Annotated in this window: 13 protein-coding genes; 4 read left to right on the forward strand and 9 right to left on the reverse strand. The window is 51.8% G+C overall.

Features of this window, described 5'->3' with window-relative positions:
- Positions 1–58 precede the first annotated feature (58 nt).
- Positions 59–1,048 carry a metal ABC transporter solute-binding protein, Zn/Mn family gene (locus SH527x_RS17185; RefSeq protein ID WP_437191910.1) on the forward strand — a complete coding sequence of 330 codons (990 nt, stop codon included), beginning with the start codon at positions 59–61 and terminating at the stop codon, positions 1,046–1,048.
- A gap of 160 nt (positions 1,049–1,208) precedes the next feature.
- A complete protein-coding gene (locus tag SH527x_RS17190) occupies positions 1,209–1,793 on the forward strand; it encodes a histidine phosphatase family protein (protein ID WP_437191911.1) in 585 nt (194 codons plus the stop codon).
- Between the two features lie 170 nt (positions 1,794–1,963).
- Here SH527x_RS17190 and SH527x_RS17195 read toward each other — a convergent pair whose 3' ends face one another.
- Positions 1,964–2,434: a RidA family protein gene (locus SH527x_RS17195; RefSeq protein WP_437191912.1), complete on the reverse strand. Its 471-nt coding sequence runs from the start codon at positions 2,432–2,434 to the stop codon at positions 1,964–1,966.
- Positions 2,435–2,794: 360 nt separating this feature from the next.
- On the opposite strand from SH527x_RS17195, the gene SH527x_RS17200 reads away from it, so the two are divergent.
- Positions 2,795–5,998, forward strand: coding sequence for a PVC-type heme-binding CxxCH protein (locus SH527x_RS17200; RefSeq protein ID WP_437191913.1), 3,204 nt, complete (start codon positions 2,795–2,797; stop codon positions 5,996–5,998).
- Positions 5,999–6,110: 112 nt separating this feature from the next.
- Here SH527x_RS17200 and SH527x_RS17205 read toward each other — a convergent pair whose 3' ends face one another.
- The 3 genes from SH527x_RS17205 to SH527x_RS17215 form a co-directional block, all read right to left on the reverse strand.
- Complete coding sequence (locus SH527x_RS17205; RefSeq protein WP_437191914.1) at positions 6,111–7,274, reverse strand: serine hydrolase domain-containing protein; 1,164 nt, start codon at positions 7,272–7,274, stop codon at positions 6,111–6,113.
- Between the two features lie 132 nt (positions 7,275–7,406).
- Entirely contained in the window at positions 7,407–9,134 is a 1,728-nt protein-coding gene (locus SH527x_RS17210; RefSeq protein WP_437191915.1) for a hypothetical protein, read from the reverse strand.
- 241 nt (positions 9,135–9,375) lie between these two features.
- A complete protein-coding gene (locus tag SH527x_RS17215; protein WP_437191916.1) occupies positions 9,376–10,842 on the reverse strand; it encodes a neutral/alkaline non-lysosomal ceramidase N-terminal domain-containing protein in 1,467 nt (488 codons plus the stop codon).
- 829 nt (positions 10,843–11,671) lie between these two features.
- Between SH527x_RS17215 and SH527x_RS17220 the strand changes: the two genes are divergently transcribed.
- Positions 11,672–12,010 (forward strand): hypothetical protein, encoded by a 339-nt coding sequence (locus SH527x_RS17220; protein ID WP_437191917.1) that lies wholly within the window; start codon positions 11,672–11,674, stop codon positions 12,008–12,010.
- A 1,099-nt stretch (positions 12,011–13,109) separates the two neighbouring features.
- Here SH527x_RS17220 and SH527x_RS17225 read toward each other — a convergent pair.
- From SH527x_RS17225 to SH527x_RS17245, 5 genes are all read right to left on the reverse strand, one after another.
- Positions 13,110–14,168, reverse strand: coding sequence for a hypothetical protein (locus tag SH527x_RS17225; protein WP_437191918.1), 1,059 nt, complete (start codon positions 14,166–14,168; stop codon positions 13,110–13,112).
- A gap of 244 nt (positions 14,169–14,412) precedes the next feature.
- Complete coding sequence (locus SH527x_RS17230) at positions 14,413–15,135, reverse strand: C39 family peptidase (protein WP_437191919.1); 723 nt, start codon at positions 15,133–15,135, stop codon at positions 14,413–14,415.
- A 70-nt stretch (positions 15,136–15,205) separates the two neighbouring features.
- On the reverse strand, positions 15,206–16,330 hold the full coding sequence (locus SH527x_RS17235) for a hypothetical protein (RefSeq protein WP_437191920.1): 1,125 nt from the start codon (positions 16,328–16,330) through the stop codon (positions 15,206–15,208).
- A gap of 456 nt (positions 16,331–16,786) precedes the next feature.
- Positions 16,787–16,972: a hypothetical protein gene (locus SH527x_RS17240; protein ID WP_437191921.1), complete on the reverse strand. Its 186-nt coding sequence runs from the start codon at positions 16,970–16,972 to the stop codon at positions 16,787–16,789.
- An 870-nt stretch (positions 16,973–17,842) separates the two neighbouring features.
- The gene (locus SH527x_RS17245) at positions 17,843–19,201 is read right to left on the reverse strand and encodes a pyridoxal phosphate-dependent decarboxylase family protein (RefSeq protein WP_437191922.1); all 1,359 of its coding nucleotides are present in this window, start codon (positions 19,199–19,201) and stop codon (positions 17,843–17,845) included.
- Positions 19,202–19,207 lie beyond the last annotated feature (6 nt).

The raw sequence follows: 19,207 nt of genomic DNA on the forward strand, positions 1-19,207 counted from the left end.
ATCCTGTTTCTGGGATAAGGGATACGGTTTCTGTTCTTTGACGTCTGAAGGCGACCGCATGTTACGACATGGATTGCTGCTCGTTGTGCTTTTCGGATTGTTTGGCTGCCCGGCTTCGTCGTCAGTTCCTTCAGGGCCAGAATCGTCGGCGTTGAAGATTGTCGCGACGACGAGCATGGTTGCCGATCTGGTTCGCAATGTCGCTGGAGAGCACGGCGATGTGGTCGAATTGATTGGAGAAGGGGTCGACCCGCATCTCTATCGGCCGACAGCAAGTGACGTCAGTAAGATGATGAAGGCGGATGTCCTTTTCTATTCGGGGCTTGCGCTCGAAGGGGCGATGGAGACCGCGTTCCAGAATGCAGCACGTCGCGGCAGCACCGTGGTCGCCGTTACTGATCAGTTACCCAAGGAGTTGTTGCGGTTTCCTGATGGGGGGACAACTCACCCTGATCCTCACGTCTGGAATGCCCCAGGAATTTGGTTGCAATGTCTTGATCGCATTGCCGAAGTGCTGGCAGAGAAAGATCCTGAGAATGCGGCGGTGTATCGGCAGCGCGCAGCAAATTATCAAGAGCGTCTCAAGCTGCTGGACCGCTATGCCAGTGAGTCGGTTGAATCGATTCCGGTAGAGAATCGATTTCTGGTGACCGCCCATGACGCGTTTGGGTACTTCTCGCATGTCTACAAGCTGGAAGAGCATTCTGTGCAAGGGATTAGTACGGAATCAGAACCGGGCGTGCAGGACATCAACAATCTGGTGGATTTCCTTGTGAAGCGACGTGTTCCAGCATTGTTCGTCGAGGCGACCGTCAATTCAGGTAGTTTGAAAGCAGTGATCGAGCGGACTAAACAGAATGGCTGGGAAGTGAAACTCGGCGGAACGCTCTACTCAGATTCAATGGGCGCGCCCGGGACTGCCGCGGGCACCTATTCAGGGATGATTGAACATAATGTGAACACCATCGTCGCTGCGTTAAACGGGAAAGTGCCGGAAGGTGGCTTCGAGGCCTACCTCAAAGCGAACTTGCCGGCGCCGAATCCTTGACTAGATGACTGAATGGCATGTGAACGGATCGCAGGCTTCTTGTTCGTATGGTTCGATTCTTTGGTCGATTTAGCCGAGATTTATCATAGGGACATAGCCTAAATTAGCGGTTCCCTGTTGAGTTAATACTGTGTCGCTTCTTGAGAAAGTTTAATTGGTAATGTCGTCGAAACTGCCAGAGATTTATCTGATTCGCCACGGTGAAACGGACTGGGCTGCAATTGGTCGCCATACAGGTCGCCGTGATCTTCCTTTAAATGATAAAGGGGGCGATGAGGCGCGACAGTTGCAAGGACGTTTGGCCGGGATTGAATTCGATCGCGTTCTTGTCAGCACACTTCAACGTGCGCAGGCAACGTGCCGACTGGCGGGTTTTGAGGAGCGAGCTCAGCAGGATGCTCGATTGGTTGAATGGAACTACGGGGACTTCGAAGGGAAGACTCAGGCCGAGATTCAACAGGTATTTCCTGGCTGGAATGTCTTCACTCACGGATGTCCGGGTGGAGAAACTGTTGATGAGGTGATCGCCAGGGCGGATTCTGTTGTTGCCGATCTGGCGACTTACGAGGGGCGAACCGTCATTTTTGCACACGGCCACTTTCTGCGAGTGCTGGGCGCGCGCTGGTGCCGGTTGGGGATGGATGTCGCCAAGGCGCTGCTCTTGCAAACCACAGGAGTTTGCGTACTCGGGTATGACAAAAATCAGCATCAACCGGTGATTCGACTCTGGAATCAGCGAGCTTAAATAAGCAAGGGAGAGGCAAAGAGCACCTGGTCTGGTGGCCTTGCTTAGCTATTTCTTTCTTCAGCGTGATCAATAGAAAGAGACTGGTTCCGTGGAGCCAGTCTCTTTCGTGATGTACTTAATGTGTACTTTGAAGTTGTCGTCGAATGCGGCTGATGGGAGCCGGTTGACTATGACTTCAGCTGGAGAATCATCTCAACTTCCACTGAAACTCCCAGCGGAAGCTGCGCGAGTCCCAGAGCGGAACGGGCGTGGCGGCCCTGTTCGCCGAAGACGTCTTTCACCAGTTGTGATGCTCCGTGCATGACAATGTGCTGGCGGTTGAAGTCTGGATCGGAGTTGACATACCCGGTGATGCGGACCACTCGTTCAATCGCATCAAGGGAGCCGAGATGCTTACGAACGGAACGCAGGATGTTGGCTGTACAGAGTGCTGCGGCCTTCACGGCATCTTCTTCGGAGATCACGCTGGGGACTTTGCCGACGTAACGCAGCTGGTCACCTTCGAACGGAACCTGTCCAGATGCGTAGACTGTGTCTCCCACGATCGCCAGAGCGTCGAACATGGTTCCTTCTGGTGAAAATTGATCAACAGGGAAGCCGAGTTCCTGCAATCGTGCTTCGCGCTCTCCAAGTGCCATGATTTCCTCTGATTGTGCTGTGTGTAAGAGTGGGATGTGCCGACAATGTAGCACATTTTTTTGATGGGTTCGTTGATTTTTCTCCCTGTGAATCTCATTCTTCAACAGATTGGATAAAGGTTTGCAGGGGGGAAGCCAGACACCCTGAATACAAGTTGAGAATTGACCTTGTCCAGGGCCTGGATTTTGTGACATCTCATTTGAGATGAAAGCTGGCAGGCCGCACGTCTGGAGTCGTCGCCGTCAGTTCATTGAGGCCAGATCGAATTCGTGGCTTGAACTGACAAAGTTTTGGATATCGGCGCCATTGAACTGGTGAGTGGTGGGCCTTGAGACACTCTCACCTGGAGTAATTACGACATGTTGATCACTAGGATATGGCGTTCGGCGTCTGTCGTTGCCGCAGTTGGATTCTGTCTGGTTGGCTCGACAAGTGAAGCCGCTGACCCCAAGGTTCCGCCCGGGTTTACCATCGAAAAGGTTGCTGGCTATCCATTAGTCGAGCGGCCGATCTTCGCGAGCTTCGATGATGACGGAGCGCTGTATGTCGGGGAGTCGAGTGGCGACAACCTGAAGCGTGACGATCAGTTGGCGAAGCGACCACACTGGATCAGCAAACTCACCGATACTGATGGCGATGGCGTCTTTGACAAGTCTGTTCGATTTGTTGAAGGGATCACACTTCCTCAGGGAGCACTGTGGTATCAGGGGTCTCTGTATGTCACCTGTCCCCCAGGTATCTGGAAGTTCACCGATACTGATGGTGATGGAAAAGCAGATCTGCAGGAAGAACTGCTGACAGGTTTTGGCTTCAGCGGGAATGCCTGTGATACGCATGGTCCGTTCTTAAGCCCGAACGGCCGCCTTTATATTGTGCAGGGACGGCATGGGCATGAATTCAAAGACAAGAACGGCGTTGTTTATAGTAAAGGAAAAGCAGGGCGAATTTATTCTATGACCCCGGAAGGTCAGGATGTTCGCGTTCATGCCGGTGGAGGTTTTGATAACCCGGTCGAAGTTGATTTCACTGAAAGCGGTGAAATTATCGGAACCGTCAATATTCTGTATCGCGACCGAGGGGACTGCCTGATTCACTGGGTCGAAGGGGGAGTCTATCCTCGCGAAGATCAGGCGGACTCCGTTGCTGAGTTCAAATGGACCGGCGGATTGATGGGGCATGTCTTCGATCTGGGGCATACCGCTGTTTCTGGAATCACACGCTATCGTGGTGATCAGCTTGGTGCTGAGTTTCGTGATCGCTGGTTCTTCACTGAATTCAATACGCACAAAATGCGATACGCCCAGTTGAAGCCAACGGGAGCGACCTTCACATCTGAAGTGCATGAGTTTCTACAATGTGATGACGGGGATTTTCACCCGACCGACGTGCTGGAAGATGCAGATGGTTCATTGCTGGTATTGAATACCGGGGGATGGTTCCTGATTGGATGCCCGACCTCACGCGTTGCGAAACCAGAGATCTATGGTGGTGTCTATCGGGTTCGAAAATCGGACCATGCCAAGATCGCGGACGCCAGAGGAAAATCGCTGCCGAAATTGACCAGTGATATGTTCGGGTTTGAGCAGGTACTTCGGCTTCTCGATGATCCTCGCCCGGTTGTACGCGAGCAGACGATTCAGACGCTGCGATTCCGTCCAGAGTTCCAGAAGCTAATTCGGGAGCGACTTCAGCTGACAGGAACCCCTTCACCGAACGTGGTGAATGATGGATTGTCGACTCGGGTCTTCATCGGGCTTGTTCGTGCGTTGTCGCTGAATGATCAGTCTGCCAGTGAGCTCGCGTCGGGGTTAATTGGGCGGTTGACTGACATTGATCTACTTCCAGAAGAACAGGTGGCGGAAGCACGAATCCGTTCGCTGGCGATTCTGCATTTCCTGCGAGATCTCACCTGGAACTCACGCCTGACTGAAGCGGCTTCGAAGCGGTTGCTGGATGTCGTTGATCTGAGTTCACCTGATGTCTTTCTGGCAGGAATGGAACTCGCCGCGACGCTTTGCACTGATCGCGTCACGCCTGTTGTGCAAGTGTCGGATGCAGATTGGCAGCAGTTCATCGAGAAGTCACAGGGGCAACTGAAAGATCCTGTGAGTGCTCATGCATTGACCTACGCCTTGATTCGTCAGCGTCCTGTGAATGCATTGCAGGTCGCGTTGGGTTCGACAAACCCTGCTGTCCAACGTGTTGCACTGATTGCACTCGATCAGGTCAGCCTGTCTCCACTGACTCAGCAGATGGTACTGCCGTTACTGTCAACAAAAGATCCTGTGCTGCAGCGAACGGCACTGGAAGTCATTACCCGACATTCCGGTTGGGGCGATGAAACACTCGTTCTGTTGAAGAATTGGGTCTCGGAAGCGACGTTATCTGCTGACCGTGAACATGCTTTGAGAGGGTTCCTTGTCGCTCAGATCGGAACTCCTTCAGTTCAGGCGTTTGCTGTCGATGTCCTGAAGAATGAGAAGACGATTGATCCGGTCCGGCTGTTGTTGTGGGAGACACTGCAGAAGGCTGTGATCGCCAAGTGGCCAGAAACGTTAAACCCATTGCTGGTGAATGCTCTGACATCCGAGAATGAGCTAATTCAGTTGGCCGCACTGAAGATTATTTCACAACGAGCCATTGCTGGATTCGATGCTCCACTGTTGCAGATCTCTCAGTCTGACGCACGCTCGTGGTCAATTCGCAGCGAAGCGATTGCAGCATTGGGAGCAACTGGAAAAGGGATCGATGACGGGAACTTCCAACCAATCCTTGCTGCGTTGAGATCGGAAGCAGTTTCTTCCGACGAAAAGGCATTGATCGGCCGAGCATTGGGGAGCAGCAATCTGTCTACGGCTCAATTGAGCGCACTGGCATTGGGGTTGGACAAAGCCGGTCCGCTGGTTGTCCCGGCATTGCTCAAGGCCTATGCCAAGTCATCTGACGAAACTGTCGGCCAAGGTTTGGTGGCAGCATTGCTGGCATCGGATTCCTCAGCGAGTGTCTCACCGGATGAGTTGCTGGGGGTTCTCCGACGCTATCCTGAATCCGTCAAGCAGGCCGCGGTTCCATTGTTCAAGAAACTTGGCATCGACGCAGCCGCTCAGGAGGCTCGCCTGGTTGAACTCTCTCCATTGATGGAAGGTGGCGACGCGGTCGCGGGACGTGCTGTGTTCTTCGGGCAGAAAGCGGCATGCGGATCTTGTCACGCGGTCGGAACGCTGGGCGGACGGATTGGACCTCACCTGACAACAATTGGAGCCAGCCGAACTGCAAAAGACCTGCTGGAAGCGATTGTGTATCCAAGTGCGAGCTTTGTGAACGGTTATCGCACGACGCTGGTTGTTACTGTCGATGGCAAGGTGATTCAGGGAGTGATCAGCTCGGAAACGACCGACACCATTACTTTGCGAACTCAGGATCTGCAAGAAGTACGAATTTCTCGCGAAGATATTGATGAGCAGCGCGAGTCAAGCACGTCCATCATGCCAGCGGGCCTCGACCGACAACTGACTCCAACTGAGTTACGGGATCTGCTCGCTTATCTGCAATCCCGAAAATAGGTCAGTCTGTTTAACACATTCTGAGATGGTTCAAATCAAGAGGTCTCCTGCTGATTGACTCAAGGCAGGAGACCTCTGTTTGTTGACTGGAACAAGTTTCTGGCTTGGACTCTTACTTTGCAGAGACTTTGCTTTGCTTCACGGAGTTGACGGCGGCAGTCCCGATTTTGCCAATGATCTTGTTGACGGCTCCTTTCCCTTCAGGGTGGAGGCGGTTGCTCAGTACGATGACATACAGATCGAGTTCGGGATCAATCCACAGGCCGGTTCCAGTGAAGCCACCGTGCCCCATGGCCATTTCGCTCATGCCTTGTCCACGATTTCCTGAGTAGCCGGTTTTTCGGTCCCAGCCCCAGGTTCGTACGCCATTGCCGGGAACAGGATGGGATTTCGCCATGGCAGCGACGGTTGTTGGCGCCAGAATTTGTACGCCATCGAGAGAGCCATTGTTCAGAATCATTCTGGCATAGCGACTCAGATCATCTGCTGTTGCGAAAGTGCCGGCATGTCCAGCAACTCCACCCATTAGACTCGCTCTGGGATCGTGAACGGTTCCACGAATCCAGCGGTCCTTTTCCTGATTCTGCGGAGCAATTCGTCCGACCAGTGATGGGTCTGGTTGATAAGCACTGTCTGCCATCTTCAGAGGGGCGAAAAGGTTTTGCTGAACGAATTCGTTCAATGGTGTTCCGGAAACCCGTTCAACGAGAATGCCGAGTGTGATGAAGCCGACGTCGGAATAGATGAATTTCTCTTCTGGAGGAGCAACGAGTTTCAGTGCACAGATCCGCTTCCAGGCTTCCTCTCTTCCTTGCTGATAATCTCTGATGTGATTGTCCGCGATCAGGCCGGATGTGTGCGTCAGCAGGTGGTGGACGGTGATCTTGTCTTTCCCGTGAGACGTGAATTCCGGGAGGTAGTTTGTGACGGGAGCATTGATGTCGATCTTGCCCTGTTCCATTAACAGCATGACGCTGGTCGCTGTGGCAACCGGCTTCGTTAATGACGCCAGATCGTAAATGGTCTCCATGACGTTTGGCTCTTCGGTCGGAAGAATCTGGCGGGCGCCATAGGCTTTGCGATGCAGGATCTGATCTTTGGTGCCGATCAGAACAACCGCTCCCGGGATCTTTTTCTCCTGAATGCCGGCTTCGATTAGTTCATCGACACCAGGGATTCCGGCCGGTGCGTCTGCCTTGACCGACTGTGTGGCGATTACAAACTGTATGCTGACCACAAGCAGACACAAAGTCGACAAGAATGACCGAATGGACATGGTTGCTCTTTCGGAGTGAAGTAGACGTCGCAGTCATGCGGGAAACCGGCTGCGATCGACTGGAAATAGAACGGTGCGATGAAGTGATTGTCCCTGACAGAGAACCGCGTGTCAGGTCGAATTCATTCTGCATCAGTTCATCGTTTGCTGCGTCTCTGGCTCATCTGCGACTGGGTGAGGATGCTTTAAAACCCAGATGCGTGCGCCGTCGATGGTCGCTTTCAGTTCGAATCGATTCTGGATTTCCGCTTCAAGTTCAGGGAATCGGCTGAGCGGTGGAACTTCGATTCGCGAGTCTTCGGCGGTTGGGACTTCGACGAAGATCAGGTCGGGTTGCTGCTTCAGATCGTGGAGAAACAACTCGAAATGACGCGGAACATTCGACCATGGAACGTGCATTGCGTGCGGATAAGCATACCGTGTGCCTGAAGCAAGATTGCACTGAACATACAGTTCCGGGCGATGTCCCCAGACTGTGAGTCGTGTCGAAGGTCCGGCGAATTGCGAAATTGCTTCACTGGTCGGAGTTGTCCAGACGACAGGTAACGGCGAACCGTCCCTTGGAATCTGCTCACTTCCGCGACCAATTGCAGGCAGCACCGGGAGGATCATCAGTGAAATCGTAGCATAGAAAATGTGACGATATGCCCAAGGTGAGTTGAGATCACGTTGCGAATTCAGGTTGCTCAGGATCGCGCTCCAGCTGAGTGCATTCCAACTGATCAGGGGCAGAATGAACAGCAACAGATAGTGATAGAATGTTGCTCCTGACTGACAGACAGAAAGCCACGCGACTCCCACCATTAGAAATGAAATAAGAAGGAATGGCTTGGAGATTGTCTTCTGCTGCCAGACTTCAATCAGCCCGAAGATGCCAGTGAATGCCAGCAAAAACTGAAGTGGAAAAAAGACGCGGGTGTCGATACTCGCAACCAGAATTTCAGGAAGCCCCAGTTGACGCTGTAACCATGTTCTCTCGGAGGATGCGACGGCGTAGTCCAGCGTCGTCCTGACTGCGAGAAACCATGCATCTGAAATACTGCTCTCTCGCCAGAGATAGAGCGTTAATGCAGAGATTGGAATCAGAGCCCCAAGAATGAGAGCCGCACGGGCTTTGATGTTGTTCGCAATGTAAAGAGCGAAAAGTCCCAGTGTGAAAGCCAATGGGCCGATTTGAAGCTTTCCGAGAGGTGCCGCTCCCAGTAGTAAGCCAATCAGGCAGCAGGAGAACATCGTGAACTGTTTGCGATTGTCTTGTCGCACGAGCAACCAGAACGCGATGGTCATGCACAGAATTGGAATGTGTTCGCCGTTGTAGGTGACGTAATCAACAGCATTGCAAACGCCAAGTACGGCAAAGAGTGACCCAATCAGGATTGCTGCCACTTTGCGATTGGCGATGCATTTGAGTGAGGCATAGAGCAGGATCGTAATTGCGATCCAGATCACTGCGGTGAACAGTCTGGTGAAGCCGTAGTTGGCGACCCCTCCCCAAAGTGTGGGGAAAAGGAGTGGGTAAACGGTCAACGGCCCGGAAGTGGTTCCGTCAAAGGAAATCCAGAATCGAGGATCGTGTTGAAGTGTCAGAGCGCCAACGATCCAGAGTGATTCGTCGAAGCCTCCGCCGACGTGCGCCATTGCAGGGACACGCAGGAGCACGACTCCGATTGCTCCGGTGAGCGTCAGCAGGATTTCAGAGAGAGTCCACCGCGATGATTCAGAAAGGCTCTGTCGCAGAATCCAGGTGACGAGAACCGAGAGCAGGCAGACGAAGATCAGAACAGCGGCTTGCCAAAGTGGAAGTGCGGATGTTCCGAGAGAATTCATCCACTCTGTGAAAAAGCCAGTGTTCGCTGCCATGTCGTGTTGGTTTCTTGGCGTCGATTCTGATCGAGATGAGTAAACAGAAACTCAGCAGTCACTCAGAGTTCAGATTCTCTGGAGGATTTGACTGAGTTGTCGTTAATTGCAATGCAGATCGACACAAAAGGCAAGTGGCCGAAGGAGAGTTCCTTCGACCACTTGCGAAACTTCAATTCAGGCGGCTTCTCAACGTCAAATTTTCATGTCGACATTGAGCAGCCGCTCGGGGCTCGTCGGGCTATTTTGAAGCCGGAGCGGTTGCCGCATTTTCCTTGCTCTTGATCTCATTCACCATTTCAAAAAGTTCCGCCAGCATTTTCACTGAAGCGTCACGTTCCAGGCGGTTGGTTCCCAGCCAGGTTTCGTACCCACCCAGGTCATGCTGGTGAGGAGGTGGCAGGTAGCCGAAGTAACCGTGGCTCAGCGACATCAGGAATGACGGTTTAATTTCAGATTTCTCTTTGAACTCGAGTCCGATTTCAACAAAGACTTCGCACGGCATTGTCCCAATGCAAAGGCCGCCGATTCGCAGAACCTGCAGCGGGATTACGGCGTATTCGGGAGAAGTCGCAACACTCAAGGTTCGTTGAGCATAGATATACGACAGGTCGGTTGGACGCTGAGGGCCTGCGGCGACTGTCTTTTCTGCCCATTCCATCATCTTGTCGTCAGGGAGACGGTTCTTGATCTTGTGTGATTCGCGGTAGAGTGCGGCCAGTGAAGGGCTCTTTTCATATTTCATGCCTTGTGTGGCGGCGTACACCTTCTCAGCAAGGTCTTTCGCAACATTGTTGATCTGTTCGTAGCTCTTCATGCGTGGACGCGGATTCTGAACGTCTACGTTATTGATGTCGCCACTGGTTCCGTTCGCCATGATTGGAACAAACGGAGGGAACTGGTCAGGCTTGTTAACGAGACGGTCCAGGTGGACGCCGAATGCAGCAAAGTAATCCGCTGAGATTTCGGTTGAAGGGACGCCTCCAACGTAGTGCAGAGAATAGCTGGCAAATGTGGAGATCGGAGTTCCGTCAACGCCTCGAACGGCGATGATGGAGACGCTTGGATCAGTCGGCCCGGCAGGTTTGACGAGGTTTGGATTCGCCACACCTGGATTCATTTTCACTTTGTCGTTGGTATTTCCGTATGGGTTGGCCGGCATTGTGCCGGGCTTCAAATACCATCGGCGGTTGAATACGTGGTCTGGAACATCGATAGCGCCGTAAGCCAGTTCGGCTGGAGTCAGGTTCTGATTCGCTCGAGCAACCCCGTCGGCGATGCGACGAACGATATATTGCTGGTATTCTTCAAGCGGTAAGGTCGGATTGAAGCGGTCACCTAATGCGCTCGATGCCGAGTGTGTGTGGGTTGCGCAAATCAGGACATTCGATTCCGGGATTTCGACGTTTGTCGCGATCAGCTTTCGAGCGTCTGTTGAAATCCGCGGTGAAATGCCGAGCAAGTCGCAAACCACGATCGCCAGCTTGGTCGTTCCGTCGTCCAGCACCAGGCAGCGTGCATGAAGTTCGTCGTGCACATTCTTTGAAGGAATTGGAGCGAACCCCCCAACGATCGGAGCACCGAGGTAAGGGGTGATATTGCTCGTTGCAGCTCCGGCACGAAACACTTTAGCGGTGTCAGCGTATCCCACCTGAGAGGATACCAGCAGGGTAAGGCCAGTCAGTAATCGAAGAATTCCAGTTTGCATTGACTCCGTCTCTCTTTCTTGAGGCTCCGAGGTAGTCTGTGACTCTGTTAAGTGACAGCGTTTACTGTGAATGCTCAGTTCTCGACGGCATTTGTACGGTCAATGCCGCGATGTCAGCACTCTTAAGGTTCGAGCGGCTTGGGGCGTGAGGAAGGCGGCGTGTCGGCAGTGCGTGAGGTCAAGGTTCTTTAGGTGTCAGTGCATCAGATATTAACAGGTATTGGGTGCGTAACTCCAGAGACTGCCAGCCTGGGTGCTGATGTGAGCTGGTTGGATGATTCTCGGCTTGAAATCTGTCTGAGTTGAACCTGAGCTGGGAAGGGCTGTCGGGCAGGCCTGACTGCGTCCCAAGCCAGAGTCAGGTTGGCTTGTTTGAATGGTGTCTGTGAAGGGGCTTTCCGTGTGAATGAGGTGGCCGATGGTCCGTGTTCGTGGTTTATTGCATTGTTAGAGTTGTTGTTTATGTGTTGTTTACGTTGTGTTATGTATATCTTGTTTTGCTTATTTAGTTGTTGTTTAATGTGTCGTATGTGCTGCGTGAACGTACGCAAGTGAATCGTTCGCGTGGATTGTTTAGTGCAGTGAAAACATGCAATTTGCTGGTGAAATTGCATCGCGTATGTAGCTGTGTTTGAATTTTGTTTTTTTGTATTTTGTTTAGGTTATGCATGTTGACAGTGGTCAATGGTGGTATTAGTTTTGTGTGTATGTGGCACACGTGGCAATGACATTGCTGGTTGAAGTGCTATCAGGGCCTATCTGTAGCGAACGTTGTTATTGTTATGCATCGTTCGCTATGGTAACTATTTTGAAATGTGGAGACACGAACATGAAGTACGCAATCTTGGCTGCTGCTGTTTTGGCTGTTGGTGGTGCTCAGGTTTCAGCTGGCGAGATTTCCAGCTCATCACTGTCGGCAGTCGGGCTCGGAAAGATGGCACCAGTTTCCAATGCAAAGGGCATGGAAGTTCGCGCTAAGGGTTTGGTTTGGGGGACAAGCACAGCCTCAACAAATATCCTCTTCGGGACTGCATCTGGATCATCAACCAATAACTACGCCAACTTTAAATTCGGCACAACGCTTGGTGCCAGTGTTTCTGCATCGTATTCAACAGTCGGTCCATTCAGCGCATTTTCAGTCGCTGGCGGAGGCGCCTTCACCAACTAATTTGTTGGTTGAAGTTGCTTGAATCGGAAATGAAAAAACACCTCATCCTGAAGTCAGGGTGAGGTGTTTTCTTTTCGTGTGTGATCTGTTTGGAGGCGAATTGAGGGGCGCTATGCTCGCTTTCGACTCCAGCTGACGGTGTGGCGCTTATTACTTGTTGTCTGCTGTAATGGTGTGAATTGATTGACTTCTGGCGATGACGCTTCGGTTGCGTGTTTTTGCTGTGATTGCTTGGGGTGGATTTAGTGTTGTGTCTGCAGTCGACGTTAGTGTGAGTCGTTGTCGTGCAGGTCGACATTGCGCACTTCTGCAGGGTTTTAGAGTGAATTGTGCTATCGGCTCCTGGTACGTAGAGCATGGCTTCAGCAGGTGCGATGCCTGTCGTTTCATTCTGAAGTATTTCGCAAATCTTTCTTATGCGATCGATACCTGTTTCGCTTTCTGTGTCATCTGCTGATTCACAGACCTGATGTCAGCATGTCGAACTTGCTCCTGTGTTTTAGACACTGTCGTTCACGCTGTTGCGAGTGGTTGACTGCGGAGGATTTGCCTGGGCATTATCTGCTTTTTGTTGAGTCTGCTTCTCGTCGAACCTGATTGGTGTTAGAGGCGGTCTGGAATGCCCGGTGGACACAATACTCAATCGTAGGCTTCCAACTGGTAGAATATTTCGTAAGTGAAATGTGCACTCTAAATCGTTGCTGTCGGAGATGGGCGCGACGCGATCGAGTGGCGAGTGCAAAGTGAAGGCGGTGGCCAGCACTTTGTCTTCAAGGGCTCTGGTTGCGTTAAGAGGGGAGTGAGCGAGAGGGCACCGGTGCTCTGAATGTGACGGATCGCGTTGTTTGCTTGTTATGGGGGGGCAGTGGGCAATGCGGTGCACTATTGTGTAAATGCATTGTGCGGGAAGAGATGCCTCAGGGGACGCTGTTGTGAGCGTCGTGGAGCAGATGTGCGACTGGCGAGCGGGTGTGGAGGAGACCTGGAGTCGACTGGCGGTCCAGGAGAGTGTCTTAGCTTGTCTGTTCAAATGCAAAAACACCTCACCTTGATGACAAGGTGAGGTGCTTTTATTGTTTAGGTGGAATTCGCGACTGGATTACCAGTTCACTCCGGCACCGACGCTGAAGCCGAACAGGTTGGCAGCGAGTGGGCCTGAGTTAGCAACTGCAGCTGAAGATCCGACGAGTGTTCCGTTGTCGACTACATCAGCGAAGCTCGTTGATCCTGCACGGCCGTCGTTAGATGCATCCCAGATCTGCCATTCAAGTGCAACGCGAAGGAATGCTTCGGCTGGGACACAGGCGAGTTCTTTTCGCCATTCTGTACCGAACTGGAATTCACCAGTATACAGGGTTGTGTCTGTTGGGCCGTTGATTGCACCGTTGTTTGAGTACGCTGCGGAAGTGGCAGACGCTGAAGATGCTTGGGTGAACGCACCAGCTTGAACGTCGCCGAACACGAACGAGTGTCGGGTTGAGAAGAACAGGTGCCAGTCCGAGCAGCCAATGCGGCGGCTCGCCAGGAGGGACATCGTCAGACCTGTTCCGTCAAACTGATTGATTGAGTTTGCAAATGCGGAAGAGATTGACTGGCCGGTGAATTCGCTGGCTGCGACGGAATCCACTGTTTCGTAATCTGAGTAACGTCCCCCGAAGGTGATCGCCATGTGGCGGTCACAGTCGTCGCGGAAGAAGTTACGTCCGAGTTCGAAATCGAACGTGCGGAGTTCCATGGCTGAAGATGCAAATGACAGGCTTTCGACGGTAGAACCTTCGTGGGCTTCCAATTCCCAGTATCGCACCTGTGCGAAGTATGGGCTGTCACCGAAGTGAACACCGGCCCAAACTCGAGGAGAGGCGTAGAAGCCGCTCAAGTTTCGTGATCGGGTTTCAACGCCGTTCACCGATACTGCTGATGCGTCGCCTTTGAAGTTTGGATTCAAGAAGACTGCTTCAGCTCCGGCAAAGACCCGGAATCCACTGGAGTCGCAACATTCGTTGTTGCACTCGTCCAGGTTGCAAGGTGCTGCGTCGTTGAAAACGCAGTCAACCGAATTCAGTTGGCAGTTGATTTGTGGTTCACCAGCGTTGGCGTACTGGATCCCGACCATGTTGACGACTGCCATCAACAGACTCATTTTCTTCAGTCCGAACATGTGGCCCCCTACTTCTTGTAGTTGAAAAAACTTCGATGCGAATCGAAATCCACCGGTGTGTCGTGTGTGACAGACATCAGGTGGCAGTGAGGATTCATTTCGTGCAGATCATGCCCACATCCTCACCCGTGGGCATCGACTTTTCGTTCTGAACCCTGGTAGGTTTCGATCCTTGGACGACTTGTAGCTAACTCGTAATCGTCGTTCTTGTTGTCGGTGCTAAGTGTTCTTTAGCGTGACAATGTTATGGACTCGTGGGATCAAATCTGCGACGCATGAACTCTCGATTAGAGCGTTGCGGATCAAGCTCTCTTAACGGGATGTTCAGTCGTGAGAACTTTGATTGATCGAGCTCTTTGTCCAGGACGACGAGGAGTGTGTTCGCGATCCAGATCTTGGAGAACTCGCTGACGGTGTAGCTGATGTTTCCGCGGATCGGGTCGGCAAGAAAAACCTTGTCTCCGCAGACTCGTCGGAGAACGACGAAGTGGTTGTAGTTATTCGGTGAGATCGCAACGATGACGGGAACCTTCAGTTCATAAAGGTTGTGGACGCTGTCGAGCTTTCCGATTTCTGCTCGATATCCACGGTTGAGTGCGATGCGTTTAAGATCGGTCAAAGCCAGCCCGTTCTCCTGTCGTTCCATTAATTCTTCGTGAGTCAGCAAATTGCCGAGGTCGATCAGAATGTCCTGTTCGCCAGTGGCATCATTCCAGTAATAGGTCAGGAGTGTCGCCATGGTTGCAGCTCCGCAGGAGTAGTCGAAGGACTGCATGACGACGTGCTCTTGCTTCATCGCGACCCATGATCGACAGATGATCTGGTTCGAGTTCTTGACCTGGGCGTATCCTTCCCCCTGGAAGGCGAATGTCAGCAATAATGCTCCACAGAGAATTTGAATTGATTTGCTCGACGCGAACTCTCTTGTGCGGGAGCAGGCAAGGTCTGTGTTGTGATTGGTTATCATCGCTTCAGTCCCGCCAGAATTGGGAAGATCACTCAATAAGGAATGGCTTAAGGCGTCCGAGGTGGTCTTGTTATTTGTAGGTCCACACAATTCCGAATTGTGCTTCGCTGGCAGCCTGAGTCAGTCCAAATGTGACGAATGGTTCAATGTTTACTCGTTCTTCCGCCTTCGTGATGGCAAAGCGAATGGCGTAGACATCGCGGTCACTTCCGGGAACCGAGAGCCCATCGACGTCAATTTCAGTTTCATAGCTTCCAATAAACTGTGCACTTAGGGTGATTGACTCATTCACGCCAAAGCCCACGCCTAATCGATAGTCGAATGCGAGACCGGGAGTGACTTTCAGTCCACCAAAGTTATCTTCGAATCCATAGCGTGCCCCGACCGACCCGAACACGATCAAGGGGTCGTAGCGTTGAAGGGCAAGCAGGCTGGATCCATATTCCATGTACCCTCGTCCAAGTCCGGCATCAGGCCGAATCCAGAGGGACGGCGCGTCTCCGGTTGGGATAGAGAGGGTGTTTGTCCAAACGAAATCCGACGCGGATTGATCATGCTTGGGCAGGGCGTAACTCAACGAGACGACGACGTCTCCGATGGGGCCACTATCGCTGCGGATGTCTTGACCTGGGACCGTGACTTGCTCGTGTGCATAGCCGAGTGGAACCAGAATCGATGTTTGCAGGTTTTTTGATAATCCGTAACGAAATGTCAGAGGAACGAAAATGTTTCGTTGCTGGATCTGTGCTTCGTCAATAAGTAGTGCCGGGGTGACGACCGGGATGTCAGCTTCGTTGTAGGTATAGACCAGACCCACGTCGACCTGAACGTCTCCCTTGTCCATCAGGACAGCCTGATTTCGCAGGAAGGTGATTGGTGGAAGCTGACGTTGTTGTTGAGTTGGGGCCTGTCCGAATCGTCTAGACGGTTCGAAATTCAGGTTTGGACCAACCTCTCCGCTATTGTTTGAGTTGTCAACTTCGTCGATTGGGACAGCTGCTTCATCGTCAATAATCGCTGGTGGGACGATGTTTGCAATCTGAAGGCGAGCAGGCATGGCATCGTCCGCCTCCTCGACGAATGTTTTCGGAGGCAGGAAGATTGAAGAACCTGACGGATTTGGCCCATCGGCAAAAATAGGCTGATAAATCGCGAGTGATAACGCTACGGCATTTATGATGTTGTGTTTTTTCACCGTGGCACACTATTCTTCGGTTTCTTGGTGAGCGATCGTTATCTGTCTTTGCTGTCTCGTTGATAATTGATGCAGCTTGGCAGTTAACGGTCGGTCATGTTGCGTTTGAAATTGACAAGTGAGACATGTCTCTTGAACTTCTTCCGGGCACTTGTGATGCCGGGTGATTGCCGCATGTTCAATCGTGATTCAATTGAGTGATGTCTGGTCTGTCGTGGCCCCCTCATTGTCATACTCTTGATAAGTACGACGCCCGCCCCCTCGGCCCCTCTCAGATGTCCCGCCTGCAAAATGTCCATTGAGGTCTGAGAAGTTCGATAAGCTGATGGATCGTTTTCTCTACTGCTCTCGGTGGCTGGGATTGCCTGGTCATCATTTGATGTCAGTGCAGTTGCAGTTCGAGAAAGTGTGAACTTGTCTGGTTCGCTAGATCACCAGATGTTGCAATAACTCCCTTTATGCCTTTTTAAACAGGTTGAGGTCTGTTCTTGCAGAAGTCACTTCTGTTTTAGTAGTCGCCTCTGGATCCTCCATCTGGCGATTAACTTTCGTGACTGCCTTATTGATCGGATGGTTGATGCGATTCAGTGTGCGAATTGCAGTTTTCTGGTCCGCTAATGCTGTTTTCATCGGTTCGTGCATGTCGCAATGTTTACATTCTTTCTAAGTTAACATTGCTGCAACGTTATGTCCTTGAAGTGTTTAACTTCGGTGAGTATTCTCGCTTATAACCATTCGTGTGTGAATTTCTATGACCTGAGTGATGCTGCTAATGGCTGGTGTTTTTGCACGAGTTCAGTTGATTTACCGCAGTTTCATTGTTCTTGATTGTTGGTTCACTCACGATCCATTTCGTGTAACGATACATATTGTTTTCGGTGCTAATTGAAGCCGTAGGAGGAGAGCCTGAGTGTTGGCTTGCGAGTCGATTAAAGGTGCCACTTTCGAGAAGATTTACACTCGAATGCGAATGGTTCTTTTGTTGCACAGATCCTTTGGGAATCGCGATGACGGGGGGGGGGGGCACGCACGTCGTCGGGGAGGGACTTTCACGCATTCGACAGACGAAATGCAGGGTGTCCTACAGTTTTTGTCTGTTACATCGCGGATACAAGCCGGATCGCCCTGTGGGCTTTCTAGAGAGAAGGCTTGTCTGATTCTGATATCGCAGCGAATTATGCCATGCACGAGTGTTACAGAGTCGTTAGATTCGTGCAGGATCTCTTGTCTGTTTGAATGATTCTTATGGGAGGGGTTGGTGAGGGGTGAGAATACTTGCTGGTGCGCTTTCTTACAGGATTATGAAAGCGTGAAGATTTGCGTGAATCGTATAAGACGTGACGATCGCTTATTAACCGTCGTTTCGTCGATTGAAACGTAGTGCCGTGGTCAAGGCGGAGCATGGCCAGCTTAAAGCATTTCCAGAAATCATGCGGCGTTCTGGCACGCGGGATTCAGCTATCTCTCATATTGAGAAGGCTGCTGCGCGGCCACATGATAGACCGATCCGGTCTAGTAGGCGGAAAGAACTCGACGGCAGGCAGATTCCAGTCGGTTCAAGATTTCCGGCATCACGTCGAGATGTTCCGGCTTCATGACAGTTGCCCTTAAGCATGTCACGTCTGGGCGATCCCAGTGCTGAATCCTCGTGTGACACATTGCAAACTGTTGAGAAAGACTGAGCAGGGCAAGGTGGACCTGTTCTTCTGCAGCAGCGTTAAAAATCTGTTGAGCGAGTTTGCTCGCTTGCGATGCAGTGTCTGCGTTGACCGTCCAGACCACAATGTCAAGTTCCGGGTCTGCTATCGCTGTGAATTCAGGTTGCCTTTGAATCCACTGATGAAGTGTGAGTGCTGCTAGTCTGGATTTCTCCAGTCGTTGTGCAAAGGCGCCGCCGAACTGGAGGGGGAATGCCTGCATCGTGGCCCAAAGTGCGACCGCAGATGCTCCTGGACGAGAACACTCCAGAGAGATCTCTCCTAAATGAAGATCGCTGGACGTGAAATAGGTATAGGGAGATTCATGTTTATAGATCGCTGCGATTCGAGGATCTTTGAAGAGGACGCACCCACATCCATATGGCTGGAGGCCATGTTTATGGGGGTCGATCACGATGGAGTCGACATCCGACATCGCTGCGAATTCTTCTGAAGTGTCAACTCGCAGGTTGCTGACCAATCGGAAATACCCTCCATACGCCGAATCGACGTGCAGCCTGAAATCGTACTTTTTCTTTAGTTCAACGAGCCTCGTTAATGGATCCACGGCTCCGATCCCGGTTGTTCCCAGTGTAGCGACAACTGTTCCAATCAGGTCCTGCTTCAGAAGGTCTTCTAATGCGGAGAGGTTCATCTTTCCGTTAGAATCAACAGGGATTGAATAGAATGGAACCTGAAGGACATCGGTGAGACGCGAGTGTGTGTAATGTGCCTGCTCGGATGCTGCGACCCCTTTGCCGCCAGTGAGCTCTCTGGCGATCCACAGGGCTTCAAAGTTTGCCATCGTGCCGCCGCCGCAGAGGTGGCCGATATGGGTTTCCCAGCCAAACATCTGTGCGATCTGGTCGATGCACTCGAATTCCATTTCGGAACTCGCCCGACCTCCATCCATTGCGTGATTGTTCGGGTTAATGCACATGGCAAGTGCATATGCTAAGTGAGCCACAGGGTGAGGTGGCTTTAACATCTGCCCCAGATAGAAGGGGTGCTGATAAGGGAAGTTGTTGTGTAGACGATCGGCCGTCGCTGTCAGAATTCCTGCGATGACATCTGCTGGAAGATCGTTCTGCTCAATCGAGGGAAGAGTTCGAAATCCTTCCTCAAGGCGGCCGATAGCTGATTTTAAGAGGGCCAGGTGCTCAGGTGTTAACATTATAAT

Origin of the sequence: Planctomicrobium limosum (assembly GCF_051465645.1) — a bacterium.
In the GTDB taxonomy this organism is placed as follows: Bacteria; Planctomycetota; Planctomycetia; order Planctomycetales; family Planctomycetaceae; genus Planctomicrobium.